Origin of the sequence: Empedobacter sp. GD03739 (assembly GCF_029843245.1) — a bacterium.
In the GTDB taxonomy this organism is placed as follows: domain Bacteria; phylum Bacteroidota; class Bacteroidia; order Flavobacteriales; family Weeksellaceae; genus Empedobacter; species Empedobacter falsenii_B.
The window spans coordinates 21,172-37,954 of sequence record NZ_JAOCHX010000006.1 but is presented as its reverse complement, the minus strand read 5'-3'; the positions used below and the strand labels follow the sequence as shown (position 1 = coordinate 37,954).

Annotated in this window: 11 protein-coding genes; 6 read left to right on the top strand and 5 right to left on the bottom strand. The window is 31.5% G+C overall.

Going from position 1 to position 16,783, the window contains the following annotated elements; all coding sequences use genetic code 11:
• Positions 1–335 precede the first annotated feature (335 nt).
• Positions 336–824, top strand: a complete 489-nt coding sequence (locus tag N5E64_RS03400) for an SPOR domain-containing protein (RefSeq protein ID WP_038336913.1) — start codon at positions 336–338, stop codon at positions 822–824.
• Positions 825–1,154: 330 nt separating this feature from the next.
• Here the strand turns inward: N5E64_RS03400 and N5E64_RS03395 are convergent, their stop codons facing one another.
• Entirely contained in the window at positions 1,155–1,475 is a 321-nt protein-coding gene (locus N5E64_RS03395; RefSeq protein ID WP_038336909.1) for a hypothetical protein, read from the bottom strand.
• Between the two features lie 157 nt (positions 1,476–1,632).
• Between N5E64_RS03395 and N5E64_RS03390 the strand changes: the two genes are divergently transcribed.
• On the top strand, positions 1,633–1,956 hold the full coding sequence (locus N5E64_RS03390) for a HopJ type III effector protein (protein WP_038336908.1): 324 nt from the start codon (positions 1,633–1,635) through the stop codon (positions 1,954–1,956).
• A 47-nt stretch (positions 1,957–2,003) separates the two neighbouring features.
• Here the strand turns inward: N5E64_RS03390 and ccoG are convergent, their stop codons facing one another.
• Positions 2,004–3,458: a cytochrome c oxidase accessory protein CcoG gene (ccoG, locus tag N5E64_RS03385; RefSeq protein ID WP_038336906.1), complete on the bottom strand. Its 1,455-nt coding sequence runs from the start codon at positions 3,456–3,458 to the stop codon at positions 2,004–2,006.
• 416 nt (positions 3,459–3,874) lie between these two features.
• Positions 3,875–4,756, bottom strand: coding sequence for an AraC family transcriptional regulator (locus N5E64_RS03380; RefSeq protein WP_280035715.1), 882 nt, complete (start codon positions 4,754–4,756; stop codon positions 3,875–3,877).
• Between the two features lie 78 nt (positions 4,757–4,834).
• Here N5E64_RS03380 and N5E64_RS03375 point away from each other — a divergent pair, with 78 nt between their 5' ends.
• The gene (locus N5E64_RS03375; RefSeq protein ID WP_280035713.1) at positions 4,835–5,902 is read left to right on the top strand and encodes a patatin-like phospholipase family protein; all 1,068 of its coding nucleotides are present in this window, start codon (positions 4,835–4,837) and stop codon (positions 5,900–5,902) included.
• A 40-nt stretch (positions 5,903–5,942) separates the two neighbouring features.
• On the opposite strand, the gene N5E64_RS03370 is transcribed toward N5E64_RS03375, so the two are convergent.
• A complete protein-coding gene (locus N5E64_RS03370; RefSeq protein WP_125349744.1) occupies positions 5,943–6,269 on the bottom strand; it encodes a hypothetical protein in 327 nt (108 codons plus the stop codon).
• A gap of 139 nt (positions 6,270–6,408) precedes the next feature.
• Between N5E64_RS03370 and N5E64_RS03365 the strand changes: the two genes are divergently transcribed.
• The 3 genes from N5E64_RS03365 to N5E64_RS03355 all read left to right on the top strand — a co-directional run bounded on the left by N5E64_RS03365 (position 6,409) and on the right by N5E64_RS03355 (position 14,261).
• Entirely contained in the window at positions 6,409–6,630 is a 222-nt protein-coding gene (locus tag N5E64_RS03365; RefSeq protein WP_038336897.1) for a hypothetical protein, read from the top strand.
• A gap of 237 nt (positions 6,631–6,867) precedes the next feature.
• Complete coding sequence (locus N5E64_RS03360) at positions 6,868–11,916, top strand: translocation/assembly module TamB (protein ID WP_280035709.1); 5,049 nt, start codon at positions 6,868–6,870, stop codon at positions 11,914–11,916.
• On the top strand, positions 11,913–14,261 hold the full coding sequence (locus N5E64_RS03355; protein WP_280035707.1) for a BamA/TamA family outer membrane protein: 2,349 nt from the start codon (positions 11,913–11,915) through the stop codon (positions 14,259–14,261). Before N5E64_RS03360 ends, N5E64_RS03355 begins: the two co-directional genes overlap by 4 nt.
• Before the next feature lie 72 nt (positions 14,262–14,333).
• Here N5E64_RS03355 and katG read toward each other — a convergent pair whose 3' ends face one another.
• Positions 14,334–16,556 carry a catalase/peroxidase HPI gene (katG, locus tag N5E64_RS03350; RefSeq protein ID WP_280035705.1) on the bottom strand — a complete coding sequence of 741 codons (2,223 nt, stop codon included), beginning with the start codon at positions 16,554–16,556 and terminating at the stop codon, positions 14,334–14,336.
• Positions 16,557–16,783: the final 227 nt, after the last annotated feature.

The window sequence follows — 16,783 nt, the reverse complement described above, 5'->3', positions numbered from 1 at the left end:
TACTTAATAAAATCATAAAGTTTACATACTGAACTTTGTCATTGAGCTTAATTTAAAACGTTTCTAAATTAATTGTTAAAAAATATCACTGTATAAATATTATCTATTTGATTTGATAGAAAAGATTTAGAACAAGAAAAATTACTATTTAACATAATTTAAAAAAATAATCATTGTTGTTTTTATTACAATCTGCCAATCAATTTTACGAAACGACAATAAAATATTTGTTAGTTGAAAAAAATTGGAACAATATTCGTTGTAAGAAAATAAAAGTCTATAAAATTTAATAACTTAATTGTAAAAAGTATATTTGCACAAATTAATTTCATCTTATGAAAAAATTTATCTTTTTATTCCTTATTACTTTTTCTTCTTGCGTTTTTGCTCAAGATAAAATTGATACCGTTCAAATTATCAACAATGGTACATTGAATATGGAAATTGATAGTAGAATAAATAATGTATTAAAAGCAAAAGAAGACGCTGTTTGTAGTTATACCACTACTGTAAAGAAACCGACAGAGAAAAAACCAGTTATACAATCTAATGATCCTTGCGCAGGCACACCACAAGTGAATGGTTTCAAAATTCAGATTTATTATTCGAAAGATAGAAAAGATGCAGAGAAGGTAAGAAATGAATTTGCGCGTTCCTATCCAGACTTATCATCACAAACAGCTTATTTTTCACCAGATTATCGCGTTTTAGTTGGAGATTATTTTACAAGAGCTTCAGCTACGAAAGATATTCGTCGTTTGAAATCAAAATATAATAGTGCATTTTCTATTCCGTTCAAGGTTTTATGTAGAAAAGCAAAATAATATTATTTTATAAAAAGGAAAATGTATCCTTATCACAACAAAATAAAACAACGAATAAAGAATGGTGAATTAATTTCGTTTGAATTTGTAGAAAAATATAAAAATATTTCTCCATGTTTAGTTTTATTTTTCAAAACAGAACCTTTTATACGACCTATTCGCGAGCATCGTTTTTCTGAATATAGACAATTACTAAAAATAGAAAACGATTAACTTCTTTTACAGATTTAAAATTTATTCGAAAACATAAAAAAAGCGTTATCAATAATCTTGGTAACGCTTTTTTATTTTTTAATGGTAATATTTAGTAGTCGATTCATAAGTTAAAATTTAGTTTTTGAGAATAACTCCTCTTCCTTCTATTTCTAACTGAATTAAAATCGATGCTAAATTAGTTTGTACAAATCCTAAATTACCTGCAACTAAAACACCTTTTTCTCCAGTCGAAATTTTCTCGATTCCATAAACACTCGATTCATCTTCGGGGCTCGAATTCCCTTCATAACGATAGATGTAAATAATTCTAAAATCGTGCGGATGATCAATCAAATCACTTTCTAATAAATTAAAATCTTCTTGATATCCTTTTTCAGCAAGTTTACGTAACGCAACACTTGACGTTTCATAATTAAATTGCCTTCTTTCAAACATAAAATTTACTTTTACTTGGTTAATACTTATAAATCTAATCAATTAATAAACAGAAAGTTGTTAAACATTCGTTAAGTATTTAAGTGCATAAAAAAATTAACATACTTAATGACTTATTGTATTCAAAATAAGTTCTTATTTTTGACAAAAAGATACAATGATTTTAGAAAAATTAAACCAAAACGAAGCTAATTTTGCTGATGTTATTGCGCATATTGAAGAAAATTATCTTTATACAGCTTCTGCTTTTGTAAATGGAAATCAGGAAAATGCTGTGGATCAAAATCAAGGAAGTGCGAAGGTTTTTGCTTTTGCAAAATTGAATAATTTCTCTGAAGATGATACCTTAAAATTATTTGCAGAACATTATCAAGCTGTATTAGATTCGCCAGAAGGAACTGATCACAATAATATTCGTCAATTTATGCAAAACGGATGGAAAGGTGTGACATTTGAAAACGAAGTGTTGACAAAAAAATAAACTCAAAAAAAAAACGTCTTACAAAATGTAAGACGTTTTTAATTCAACTAAAAAGGAGCCATAAAACTAATCGTATAATGATCGATGGTTTTTCCCTTCAAATCTTTTAATTCTAAAATAACTGGAACTTTGTAAGATTTCAGTTCTCTTTTAGGAATTTTAATATCTATTAAACCTTGCTTTAATTTTCCTTCATCTATTTGTATATATTGATTTGGTTCTACTAACAAAACAGTTTTTCCACCTTTAAAACCATTTACACGAACAACTAATTTATATGGTTCGTTGGTTTTATTCATCAAACTGTATTGCATTGTATTAATAATATAATCACCTTCTACGACATAATCTTTTCCTGGAACTTGTAGAAACTTCACTTCGACATCACTTCTATTTAACATAAACACCGTCATTGCTCCTATCATTGCAACCAATACAAATGTAAAAGCAATTAATCTTGCAGTAATCTTAAATGATTTTCCTTGTTCGATATTTTCTTCAGAAGCATAACGAATCAATCCTGTCGGAAGATTAATCTTCGTCATAATATCATCACAAGCATCCATACATGCAGTACAGTTTACACATTCTAATTGCGAACCATTTCTAATATCAATTCCAGTAGGACAAACCGCTACACATTGACCACAATCTATACAATCACCTTTTCCTACAGCAATTCGATCTTCTCCTTTTCTAAATTTAGAGCGTCCGTTTGTATTTTCACCTCTTTTGAAATCATACGAAACTTGAATTGTTTTTTTATCAATCAAAACTCCTTGAAATCTTCCGTAAGGACATACCAACGTACAAACCTGCTCACGAAACCAAGCGAAAACAAAATAGAAAAAAATACTAAAAATAAATGTTCCCAATAATAAACCTCCATGCTCTGATGGACCTTCGGTAATTACTTTGATCAATTCATCCATTCCGATGATATATGCCAAAAATATATTCGAAAAGAAAAACGAAATAATGTAAAATATCGTCCACTTTCCTCCTCTTTTCAAAATTTTTTCTTCGTTCCAATCTTGTTTATCCAAACGAATTTGTTTGCTTCTATCACCTTCTATCCAATACTCAATTTTACGAAAAACACTTTCCATAAAAATTGTTTGCGGACATAACCATCCACAAAACAATCGTCCATAAACAGTCGTAAATAATATAATAAAAACCACACTTACAATCATCCCGAAAGCAAGTAAGAAAAAATCTGTTGTAAAAAATGGATAACCAAAAAGAATGAAATTCGTATTGAACACATCAAATTTGAAAATAGGATTTCCATTTGGTAATTTTATAAAGGGTAACCCAACTAATAAAAGCAATAGAACTGAGGAAACAATTGTTCGATAATTAGTGTATCTCCCAGAAGGTTTCTTCGCATACACCCATTTTCGAGTTCCTTTTTTATCCATTGTTGCGACTTCTGTTCTGAATTGCTCATTCTCTTTTTCAAAACCAAGTTGCGTTGAATCTTGTTTTATATCACTCATATACCTTCTACTTAATATCTATGCAAATTTACCGTTACAATCAGGTTAGAGCTTGGCACTATTTATGGTATTTATGGTAATATTTACAGATTGATATAAATCATTAATTTATAAATATTTACCAAACAAAAACATAAACCACCTATTATGAGAAACTTACTAAAGCTACTAGTATTTTGTATTTGTATTTGTACTTTTACTTTTTCACAAAAAATACACACAATAAAAAATGTGACTCAGTTCGCAATTTATCCAGGATGTGAAGAAAAAACAGATAATTACGTAGAATGTTTTAACATGAAATTGAGTCATGATGTTGAAGAAAGATTATCCAAAATAAAACCTGCTTTAATTAATTAACGAAAATCCTTTAAAAATCTATTTTAATATTCCTATTCGATATAATAATAATTAATCTAAGCGTAATATTGTTTTCGAAATTGTTCTGGCGTAAATTCAGTATATTTCTTAAAGAATTTCACAAAATAAGATGCATCCTGAAAATTAAGTAAATAAGCTATTTCAGTCACCGAAATTTCTTTATTAACTAGCAAACGTTTTGCTTCTAATACCACACGACTTCTGATCAACTCTCCTGCCGAATTACCCAAAATATCTTTACAAAGCGCATTCAAATGATTGGGCGTGATGTACAACAATTCGGCATATTCTTTTGGTAGTTTTTTGTTCTTAAAATTTTGCTCGATAAGCGTCTGAAAATTATCCAACAACACCGATTGATAATCGCTTGTTTTGATATTTACGCCTTCCAAACTTCGTTCAATATCAATAAATAAATTCATCAAATGGAAACCAATTTTTAAATTCGAGAATTGATTATTTTCTTGATTTTCATTTATCATTTCTTCAAAATAACTTGCAATTTTTTCTTGTAAATCTGGCGAAATTTCAACCACATGATCTTTCACCAAAATAGATTGTAAAAATCTAAATTTCTGTAAAATGGAAGAATTAATTCCAATCCAATCAAAAAAATTATCGAAAAAATTCACTACAAACCCATCATATTTTTCCTTAAAATACCATTGGTGTACTTGTCCAGGTTTCATAAAATACATTGTTCCAGATTTCGCCTCAAACTTTTCAAAATCGATCAAATGTTCACCACTACCTTCTGTAAAATAGACCAAATGGTAATAATTATGACTGTGAACTTCCTGCAAATGAGGATTACTATCAACATAACCTCTAAAATGATCGATGGAAAACAACTCATTGCTATTTTTTTCGGTATTCAGATTACAGATATCGTATGTTGGGAAAAGTTTTTTGGTCATTTTGAAACAAATTATCAAGTGTAAAAATAAAGAATATTTAAAAGGAAAAGTTTAACTTTAAACAATAGAACATCAAAAATGGAATTTAAAGAGAAAAAAATTGTCTTACTTTCTTTGGATGGAGGCGGAATTAGAGGAATTATATCTTGTGTCATTTTAAAATACATCGAAGATAAATTAAAGAAAATTCATGACGAAAATGCCAAAATAGGCGATTATGTCGATTTTATTGCAGGTACAAGTACTGGCGCTTTAATCGCTTCTTTGTTATTATCTCCTTCTACCGAAAATCCAAAAAGAGCAAAACACTCGATCACAGATGCACTGAATATTTATTTAGGTGAAGGGAAAAATATCTTCTCAAAAACATTTTGGACAATTCTCAATAATCCGTTGAGTGTGCTAAAAGATAATTTACCAACACTTGTATTGGAAGAGCAATTAAAAATCGTTTTTGGAGATACAGAGTTAAAAGATTTGATTCGTCCTTGCGCGATAGTTTCTTATGATACTGAGCATCAAAAACCAAAAATTTTCAATTCGATTGATGGAATCTCTCCTTTCCGAAATTTCTATGTAAAAGATATTTGCCGTGCTTCATCAGCTGCGCCAACTTATTTTGAACCTGCAAAAATAAAATCATTCGCTGATCAAGAATTTAGTTGCATTGATGGTGGTGTTTTTGCAAACAATCCAACTTTTGTTGGCTTTATCGAAACGCAAAAAATAAATTTTAATAAATATTTCAAAGATGAATTAAAATATAATGGAACAGCACCTTTACAAGAATTTATTATCATTTCTCTCGGAAATGGTTCACGTGCAAAATCATATAAACACGAACATTTAACAGGAATTTCAAAATCGAAATGGGTAGATCCTTTGGTAGACATTTTTATTTCGACTGGCGTTGATATGGTCGATCAGGAAATGAGAAGCATGTTCGCTTTATTGAAGCCAAAATATCAACAAAATTATTATCGATTTAATCCTGAAATTCCAGAATCTGCATTGGATTTAGGAAATGTTTCCAACAGCAACATTAAAACATTATTGGACGTTGCCAATGATTATGTCGCAAAACACAAAGAACATTTGGATGAAGTCGTTCAAAAATTAATTTTCAATCAAGTTGAAATCTCATAAAAAAAGGCTTTGAGTAAAATTTCAAAGCCTCTTCTAATTTCTATTTATTTCGAACATAAACAAATATTTCTTGTTCTCTATTCAATCCTCTATTATCCACAATACTTTCTAAACACGCGTGACAATCTGTTACAATTCCCTCTCCATTGTAATTCGTGTAACTTCCATTCTCTAGCGCAACAACATGTGGTTTCAACAAATCTGCATTCAGTTTTTTGCGTTCTCCAATCAATGTGTACACATATTCACGTCCAGTTTCGTCAGTAAAATTATCCACTTTATAAATTTGATCCAATTCTCTTTCGTGATCAATTATAACAAATAAGTAGTCTTTGTGGCTATCTTTTTCAAAAAAAATTCTTCTCATAGCTTCAATTGTTTGACTCAAATTTAATAAAAGAATATTGGTTTTACCAATGAAAATTAAAAAGTTTTAAGAGAATTTTAAAATATTATCAATTTCAAAACAGATAATATTTTACTTTTACATTAGCCAAAACACAAAAATGAAAACTCTTCTAAAAATCTTGACTTTAGGATTAATTTGCCTTATTTGTCAACCAATTTTTGCGCAAAAAAACGCGAAATTAAAACATGACTTCGAAAAAATTATCCGTTCAAAACATTCATTTCCTTTTAATGGAGTTGTGATTGTTTCCAAAAATGGTAAAACGATGTATGAAAAAGTACATTTCTGGTATTATCCTTGTAGGAAATTTGTATCTTGAATCCAACTAAAACGAATAAAATCTAACCAATTGGAATTCAATACAAAAAAAATACTCAAATATTTCTCTCTTACGCTTTTATCAATAATTTTATTGCTGACCATTGCAATTTTTAGTTTACAGTTTCCTGCTGTACAAAATTTTGTAAAAAATAAATTAGTTAATTACCTCGAAAATAAAATACATACAAAAGTTCAATTAGATCGTATTTATATCGATTTTCCAAACAGTTTGGTCATGGAAAATCTTTTTTTACAAGGACAAGATGTCGACACACTTTTATCGGTCAAAAAATTTGACGTTGGTTTAGATATTTGGCAATTGACCAAAAGTAAAGCCGATATAAAATCTATTGATTTAAATGGTGTTCACGCGAATGTTATTCGTAAACCAGATGGAAAATTCAATTTCAATTATATTATCAATGCTTTTGCAACAGACGAAAAAGACGAAAGTCCTTCAAAGCCATTTATCATTTCGTTAGATAAAATAAAACTGAATGATATTAATGTTTCCTTCAATGATCAGCAAGCGGCAAATAACATCAAAGTTTATCTAAATTCATTTGATACGCGTGTCAAAAAATTCGATTTAGAGCAAAATTCGTATGGAATTGGCGATTTCAATTTGGATGGTTTAAAACTAAAATTGAAACAAGATATTGTAAAAGAAGTTGCGAAAAAAGTAGAAGAAAAAGTAGATTCTTTGAATGATCAAAAGCCAATGAAAATTGAATTGAACGGAATTAATTTAACCAATTTTGAAGTAGATTATGGTGATGATATTTCTGGAATGTTTGCTAAAGTCAAATTCAAAGATTTCAAAACGCGTGTTAAAAAACTTGATTTACAACAAAATTCTTATGCGGTTGATGATATTTTAGTGAATGGTTTGTTGGTTGATTTTGATCAAAAAATGGTTAATAAAATCAAAGAAAATAATGTTGATAAAATTGATCCAAAATCTAAGCAAAACCCTCTTCAAATTGCATTAAACAAAATTAATTTGAATGATATAAAAGTCAATTATGGTGATGAAAACTCTAAGACTTTTGCCAAAATTAACTTAAACGAATTCGAAACGAAAATCAATAAACTTGATCTTGAAAATTCAATTTTCGACATCGAAAATATTTTGTTGAAAGACGCTGATATCGAAGCGAATTTATTCCTTTCTTCGAACAATTCTACTTCCACTTCATCTACTTCTTCAACCCCAATGAATTTGGTTTTGAACGAAACGAAATTTGAAAATGTAAAAGTAAAATACAACAATACTGCAGAACGTCGAACAGCACAAGGAATGGATTTTAATCATTTGGATTTTTCTAAATTAAATCTTGATTTGCGCGATTTCGAAATGAAAAATAGCACATTTGCTGGACAAGTAAAAAGTGCAGAAATAAAGGAATCAAGAGGATTGAATATTCAGAAATTGACAACAAATTTCTTGTACGCAGATACACAAGCGTATCTGAAAAACCTTTATTTACAAACACCAAGAACTATTCTTCGTGACGAAGTTATTTTGCACTACAATACAATTAATGAGTTAACTTCTCATCCAGAAAATGTTCTAGTCAATGCGAATATCAAAAACTCAAAAATTGGTTTTGCAGATATTCTAAATCTTGCACCAACGCTTAGAAATACAATGCCTTTCGATAAATATCCAAACGCCATTCTAAGTGTTAACACCAATGTAAAAGGAAAAGTAAACGATTTATTGATTAATAATTTACAAGTTTCTGGTTTAGATGATTTGCAACTTTCGGCTTCTGGAAGAGTGAAAAATGCGATGAATCCGAAGAATTTATTTTATGATTTAAACATCAAAAACTTTTCGACATCATCAAAAACGATTTATAATTTAGTTCCGAAAAATACTATTCCAAATAACATTAGAATTCCTTCAAAGCTTTCTGTCAAAGGAAAAGCGAAAGGAACAACCGAAATTATCAATACACAATTGGCAATAAATTCTACGTTGGGAAATGCTAAAATTGATGCAATTGTGAACATGCTGAGAAAGGATGCTGAGAAATATAATGTCAAAGCAGATCTACAAAATTTGGATATTGGAACACTTGTTAGCAACAAGGATTTAGGTAAAATAACAGGAAAAATTAATGCTGTTGGAACAAGTTTCAATCCAGAAAAAATGGTTACAAAACTTTCGGGAACCGTTTCATCCGCTTATTACAATAAATATACTTATCAAAATATTGCGCTCGACGCAAAAGTGAATCGTGGTGCGTTTGATGCGCATGTTTTCTCAAAAGATCCAAATGCGAATCTTAATTTAACTGCTTCTGGTGTGTACAAAAAGGATTTATCAGATGTAAAATTGAACGGAAATATTGTCAAATTAGATGTTCAAAAGCTTGGTTTTTACAATGAACCAATGATTGTTGCAGGAGAAATTGATGCCAATTTTGCTGATTTAAACCCAGATTATTTAAATGGTTCTTTATACCTGAAAAACTTTGCATTATCCAATACAAAAGATGTTTTTCCAATGCAAGAAGTGAGCTTGATTGCGACTTCAACTGCTGATTCGAATCAAATTAGTTTGACTTCACAATTGGCCGATTTGGATATGAAGGGAAAGTTTAAATTGACGCAAATTTTCGGTTCATTAACTTCAACAATTAACCAATATTATGAATTTCAGAAACCAAATAAAGACGAAAAAATAGAACCTCATCAATTCTTTACTTTGAATGCAAAAATTAAAGATGATGAGTTGATTCGAAGATTTGTTCCAGATTTGAAAAACTTCGAAACCATAACATTTGATGCAACTTATAATGCAGATTCAAAACAGATTAATGTAGATGGAAAAATTCCGAATTTAACGTACGGAACAAATACAATTAACAACGGAATTTTAAAACTATCCAACCAAAATGAAGCCTTGTTGTATTCGTTGAATGTGGATGCGTTAAAAAGCGAAAGTTTTCAATTACAAAAAATTGATTTGAATGGTGATATTACAAATAATGTCATCAATTATAACGTTTCGACAAAGGATGTGAAAGATGCGACGCAATTTTTGGTGGCTGGAAATCTAAAAACGCTAAACGATATCGCGGAAATTAGTCTTAATCCGAATGGATTGGTCTTAAACTACGATCAATGGCAAGTTGGTGAAGGAAATTTAATTCAGTTGAGAAAAGATGGAATTGTGGCGAATAATTTCAGTTTGATGAACAATGGAAGTCAAATTTTATTACAATCTGAATCGGAAAAAGGAACAAGTCCGCTGAATATTACCATCAAAGATTTCAAAATTGAAACCATTGCAGAAATCATTAAAAAAGATGATTTACCTGCCGAAGGAATAATCAATGGAACAGCTCAAATTAGAGATTTAAACAAAGAAATGACCTTCAATGCTGATTTGACCGTTTCAGATTTAAAAGCTTTCGGAAATCCTATTGGAAATATTATAGCAAAAGTACAAAACACTTCTCCAACCATGATTAACGCTGATATTACCTTAGATGGAAACAGCAACAACATGAAGATTTTTGGAGATTATAATACCAAAGAAAGTGCGTTTGATTTAGCTTTAGATATCAATCGATTAGAAATGAAATCAGTGCAAGGATTTACAATGAATCGAATCAAAGATACAGAAGGTTATATTTCTGGAAATCTAAAAATCGTTGGAACAATGGATAAACCGAGCATTTTAGGTCAGGTGAAATTTAATCAAGTAGGTTTAACGATTGCTGAAACAGGAAGTAATTTCAGAAAAATTGATGACGCGATTGATTTCACGAACAAAGGAATTGAGTTCAATCGATTCAAAATTAATGATAATGATGGTAATTCATTAACGATAAGAGGAGAAATTTTAACGGAAACTTACCGTGACTTCGCCTTCAATTTAACAGCAAATGGACGAGATTTCAATGTCGTAAATTCAGAAAAATCGAACGATGCGATTATGTATGGAAAGTTAGCTGTTAATGCAAACTTGACGATAAAAGGTGACTTAGATTTACCGAAAGTAAACGGAAGTTTAACCGTAACTGATGACACAAATTTTACATTTGTTTTACCTCAATCCTCACCTTCGTTACAAGAGCGCGAAGGAATTGTCGAATTTATCGATCAAGATCAAGTGGCGCTTCAAGAAACGATTAAAACAGATGAATTAATAGCCGAATCTAAAATAAAAGGGTTAGATGTAAGTGTCAATATTGAAATTAGTAAAGAAGCTAAAACATCTATTATCATCGACAAAGCAAACGGAGATTTTGTTGAAATACAAGGTGAAGCAGAATTAACAGGCGGAATGGATCCTTCAGGAAAAATGACGTTGGTTGGCGTTTATCAAGTAGAAAAAGGTGCGTACGAACTTTCGGTAAGCTTGTTAAAACGTCGTTTTGATATTCAAAAAGGAAGTACCATTACATGGACTGGTGAGCCAACTACAGCCAATTTAGACATTACGGCGATATACAAAACAAAAGTTGCTCCCATTGATTTAATCGAACAACAAATTTCGGGCTATTCTTCTTCTGAAATGAACATGTACAAACAACGAATTCCGTTCAATACCGAGTTAATTTTGAAAGGTGAATTATTAAAACCTGATATTAAATTCAATATTTCAATGGATAAAGACAATCCTTCCATTGCAACTGCGGTGATAGAAAATACACAATCGAAATTGGATCAGTTGAAAAATGATGAAGCCGAAATGAACAAGCAAGTATTTGCCTTGTTATTATTGAATCGTTTTATTGGCGAAAATCCATTCGAAAGTAAAACAAGTGTTTCTGCAGAAACAATGGCGCTACAAAGTGTAAGTAATATTTTGTCGCAACAATTGAATAATTTGGCGGATGATTTAATCCAAGGAATTGATATCGATTTGGGATTAGATACCCAAGACGATTATTCTTCGGGATCTAAAAATACACGAACAGACCTGAATGTTGCCGTGAGCAAACGTTTGTTAAACGACCGATTGAAAGTTTCGGTTGGAAGTAATTTTGGATTAGATGGTGATGCACGAGAAAATGAAAACATGACTAATATTGCGGGTGATATCACAATTGATTATAGCTTATCTCGTGATGGTCGATACATGTTGAGAGCTTATCGAAAAGATGAATACCAAGTTGCATTACAAGGACAAATTGTAGAAACAGGTGTTGGATTTATCATCACATTAGATTACGATAAATTCAAAGAAATTTTCGAGAAAAGAAGAAAAAATAGAACGAACAGAGCAAATAGAAATACACAAAATCAAGAAGTGAAACCATGAAAAAATCAGTTTTAACCTATATCAAATTTATAACTTGTTCAATTTCTATTTTAGGTATTTCTTCTTGTAGCAATACACGTTTTCTGAAAGAAGGTGAAATGCTTTACACGGGCTCTAAATTAACAATAGAAGGCGACTCGTTAAGCAAAGCCGACAAAGCTGAACTAAAAGATAATCTCGAAAAAAATATCATTCCAAAACCTAATTCAAGTTTTTTTGGACTTCGTCCGCGTTTGTACATTTACAACATCACCAGCGAACCTAAAAAGCAAAAAGGACTGAAATATTGGTTAAAATATAAAGTGGGTGAAAAACCTGTTTTATTGGGAGATGTAGACATCGAATTCAATAAAAAAATTCTGGTCAATTATTCAGAAAACAAAGGATTTTTCAATGCCAAAGCACAAGATGATACAATAAGTAAAAACAAAAAAGCAGAAGTACATTATGTTTTAAAACCACATAAACGTTATTACATCAACCAAATTAATTTCCCAAAAGACACCACTTTAGCGGTCAACAAAGAAATTAAAAAAACACAAGCTAACACTTTACTAAAAGATAAACAGCCTTTTGATTTAGATGTTATAAAAGCCGAACGAGAACGAATAGATGCGCGACTAAAAGAAAATGGATTCTATTATTTTCATCCCGATAACATTATTGTACAAGCGGATAGTACAGTTACAAATAAACAAGATGTTGAACTTTTTGTAAAATTAAAAGATAAGACACCAGAGCAAGCCAAACAACAGTATAGTATAGATAAAGTAATTGTTTTTCCTGATTATAACATTCGTGATGCTCGAAAAGGAATCTACAATATGCCCATGAACAACGACTCCTTAGCGAAATATGAGCAAAATGGATTTTACATGGTCGATTCTAAAAACAGTTTCAAACCAAAAGTTTTTGACCGTGCGTTATATTTTAAAACGGGAGATATTTACAACCGAGCAGATCATAATTTAACCCTAAATCGATTAATTAATTTGGGTGTATTCAAATTTGTGAAAAATGATTTCGTGATCTCTGATTCTATTAATAATAAATTTGATGTGTATTATACCTTAACACCACGCGAATTCCAATCATTGAGATTAGAAGTTTTAGGACGAACAAATTCGGCGAATTACGGCGGTGGTGAATTAAACTTGAACTGGACTCATCGAAATATATTTAAAGGAGCAGAACAGCTTAAAATGGCTTTATATGGTGCTTTTGATATGCAATTAGGAGGGCAAAAAGATGCCAACAACATTTTTAGAGCTGGTTTTAATACGCAACTTTCGATTCCAAGAATTGTAGCACCTTTCAAATTTCATTCATCGAGTGCATTTGTACCAAGAACAAATATTGAAATTGGATACGAATATCAAAACAGATCAAAATTATATACCTTACATAATTTCAATACGTCATTTGGTTACGTTTGGAAAGAGAATGCGCAAAAAGAATATAATTTAAAGATTTTTAGTGCGACTTTAGTCTTTCCAGAAAAAGTAACAGACGAATACAATAGCAAGATTTACGATTCAATTGGAAATATCATCAACCCAAGTTTAAAACGTGTAGTGGACAAACAATTAATCTTTGGACCACAATATTCATACACGTATACAACCACGATGTTACCACGAAAAAGCACATTTTACTACCGTGGATCTGTCGATTTAGCGGGAAATTTAACTGGTTTGATTACAGGTGCAAATGTAAAAAAAGACAAGGAAAAAAAGATTTTCAAAATTCCATTTAGTCAATACGCAAAAATGGAACACGACTTCCGTTTTTATCATAAATTTTCAGATAAATCATCAATTGCCACACGATTTATTGGTGGCATCGCTTATCCGTACGGAAATTCAGAATTTGTTCCCTACTCGAAACAATTCTTTGTCGGAGGAAGCAACAGTATTCGCGCATTTAGAGCGCGAACATTAGGACCAGGAAGTTATGATCCACGTAACCAAAATGCAAATTTCTTTTATGATCAATCGGGTGATATTAAATTAGAAGTAAATGCAGAATTTAGACAAAAATTATTCAGCTTTCTTAATCTCGCCTTGTTTGTTGATGCTGGAAACATTTGGTTAATTAACGAAGATGAAACACGTCCAGGTGCTAAGTTTTCAAAAGAGTTTATGAATGAAATTGCAGTTGGAGCTGGTTTAGGACTACGTCTAGATTTTAATATTTTAGTATTAAGATTAGATTTAGCAACACCGCTTCGTGTCCCATATTATGAAAAAAATGATCGATGGACATTTGATAAGATTGATTTCGGAGATAAAGCATGGCGAAAAGATAATTTAATTTTGAATATTGCCATTGGATATCCGTTCTAAGCAAAGCGTAAAGCAAAAATAAAAAAAATGAGCGTCACAATGGACGCTCATTTTTTTTATTTAATCATATATTTATTTCAAATCAAAACGATCTGCGTTCATTACTTTATTCCAAGCAGCAACGAAATCGTTGATAAATTTATCTTGTGCATCTGCTTGTGCATAAACTTCTGCTACGGCACGCAATTCAGAATTTGATCCGAATACTAAGTCTGCACGAGTTCCTGTCCATTTAGGTGCTCCTGTTTTACGATCAGATCCCATGTAGATTTCTTTCGTTTCATCAGTCGCTTTCCAAACAGTACCCATATCCAATAAATTCACAAAGAAATCATTTGTCAATTCACCTGGACGATCTGTAAAAACACCATGTTTAGAACCGTCATAATTTGCATTCATTGCACGCATTCCACCAACTAAAACAGTTAATTCTGGTGCAGTCAAGGTCAACAATTGTGCTTTATCAATCACCAATTCTTCTGTCGAAACAGATTTTCTTGTATTTTTTCGGTAATTTCTCACACCATCTGCAAGTGGTTCTAAATATGCTACAGATTCTACTTCGGTTTGTTCTTGAGTTGCATCTCCGCGACCAGCTGTAAACGGAACAGTAATTGTTTTTCCTGCGTCTTTTGCTGCTTTTTCAATCGCTGCATTTCCTCCTAAAACAATTAGATCTGCAATCGAAACTTGTTTTGAAGAATTAACTGAATTAAATTCTTGTTGAATATTTTCTAAAGTTGTCAAAACCTTATTCAATTGAATTGGATTGTTCGCTTCCCAATTTTTCATTGGTTGCAAACGAATACGTGCCCCATTTGCACCTCCTCTTTTGTCAGATCCACGGAAAGACGAAGCAGATGCCCATGCTGTAGAAACTAATTCTGAAACAGATAATCCTGAAGTTAAAATTTTCGCTTTCAAATCAGCAATATCAGCCTCATCAATTAATTCATGCGTAACAGCCGGAATCGGATCTTGCCAAATAAACACTTCTTTTGGCACATCTGCACCCAAATAACGAGAAACTGGTCCCATATCACGGTGCGTCAACTTGAACCATGCTTTACGGAAAGCATCTTCAAATTCTTGTGGATGTTCTAAGAAACGACGTCCAATTTTTTCATATGCTGGATCTGTACGTAACGCAATATCAGAAGTCAACATCGTTGGTCTTATTTTTTTTGAAGAATCATGTGCATGTGGAATAATTTCGCCTACATCTTTTGCTACCCATTGATGAGCACCAGCTGGAGATTTTGTTAATTCCCATTCGAAACCAAATAAATAACTTAAGAATAAATTCGACCATTCTGTTGGTTTACTTGTCCACGTTACTTCAAGACCAGATGTAATGGTATCACCTGCATTTCCTGTCCCGTACAAGTTTTTCCAACCCAAACCTTGCATTTCTAAATCTGCCGATTCTGGATCAGCTCCAACATGATCAGCCGAAGCAGCACCATGCGTTTTACCAAATGTATGTCCACCCGCTATCAATGCTAAAGTTTCTTCGTCATTCATCGCCATACGCGCAAACGTATCACGAATATCTCTAGCCGAAGCTAATGGATCAGGATTTCCATCTGGTCCTTCAGGATTCACATAAATCAATCCCATTTGTACAGCAGCCAACGGATTCTCTAAATCACGATCTCCAGAATAACGACTATTTTCTCCTCCACTTGGTTCTAACCATATTTTTTCAGATCCCCAATACACATCCATATTTGGCTCCCAAACATCAGCACGACCTCCAGCAAAACCTAACGTTTTGAATCCCATCGACTCTAATGCTACATTTCCTGTTAATACGATTAAATCTGCCCAAGAAATTTTATTTCCATATTTTTGTTTGATAGGCCAAATTAAGCGACGAGCCTTATCCAACGATACGTTATCTGGCCATGAATTAAGAGGCGCAAAACGTTGTTGCCCTTCACCTGCTCCTCCACGTCCATCTTGTACACGATAAGTTCCAGCACTGTGCCAAGCCATACGAATAAAAAATGGTCCGTAATGACCGAAATCTGCTGGCCACCAATCTTGCGAATCCGTCATCAAAGCTTTTAAATCTGCTTTTACAGCTTCTAAATCTAATTTTTTAAATTCTTCTGCATAATTAAAATCTTCACCCATTGGATTTGATTTGTTCGAATGTTGACGAAGAATACTAACATTTAATTGATTAGGCCACCAATCTTTATTTTGAGTCCCTTCACCAGCAACAGGTGTTGTCGCTACTTTACCATTGTGAAATGGGCATTTTGAGATGTCTCCTCCTTGATTTTCCATTAATGATTATTTTATGTTTATTATTTTGTTTTGTAAATATCATAAATATAGCAATTTGTCTTATCAATTAAAAATCAAATTGTTTTATCAATCAATCAATTTATTTTATATAGAATGTAAATTAAATAGTTATTAATTATATTATAAAAATTGATTCGTTTATTTTTAATGAATAAAGAGATTTCGAGAATCGACAATCTTTTAAGTTTATATTTGTATCAACACGA

Bases quoted from the DNA above. Each gene is read 5' to 3' on its own strand.
- katG (WP_280035705.1), bottom strand. From the start codon at position 16,556: ATGGAAAATCAAGGAGGAGACATCTCAAAATGCCCATTTCACAATGGT.
- N5E64_RS03380 (WP_280035715.1), bottom strand. From the start codon at position 4,756: ATGACCAAAAAACTTTTCCCAACATACGATATCTGTAATCTGAATACC.
- N5E64_RS03365 (WP_038336897.1), top strand. From the start codon at position 6,409: ATGAAAACTCTTCTAAAAATCTTGACTTTAGGATTAATTTGCCTTATT.
- N5E64_RS03370 (WP_125349744.1), bottom strand. From the start codon at position 6,269: ATGAGAAGAATTTTTTTTGAAAAAGATAGCCACAAAGACTACTTATTT.
- ccoG (WP_038336906.1), bottom strand. From the start codon at position 3,458: ATGAGTGATATAAAACAAGATTCAACGCAACTTGGTTTTGAAAAAGAG.
- N5E64_RS03400 (WP_038336913.1), top strand. From the start codon at position 336: ATGAAAAAATTTATCTTTTTATTCCTTATTACTTTTTCTTCTTGCGTT.
- N5E64_RS03355 (WP_280035707.1), top strand. From the start codon at position 11,913: ATGAAAAAATCAGTTTTAACCTATATCAAATTTATAACTTGTTCAATT.
- N5E64_RS03395 (WP_038336909.1), bottom strand. From the start codon at position 1,475: ATGTTTGAAAGAAGGCAATTTAATTATGAAACGTCAAGTGTTGCGTTA.
- N5E64_RS03390 (WP_038336908.1), top strand. From the start codon at position 1,633: ATGATTTTAGAAAAATTAAACCAAAACGAAGCTAATTTTGCTGATGTT.
- N5E64_RS03375 (WP_280035713.1), top strand. From the start codon at position 4,835: ATGGAATTTAAAGAGAAAAAAATTGTCTTACTTTCTTTGGATGGAGGC.
- N5E64_RS03360 (WP_280035709.1), top strand. From the start codon at position 6,868: ATGGAAAATCTTTTTTTACAAGGACAAGATGTCGACACACTTTTATCG.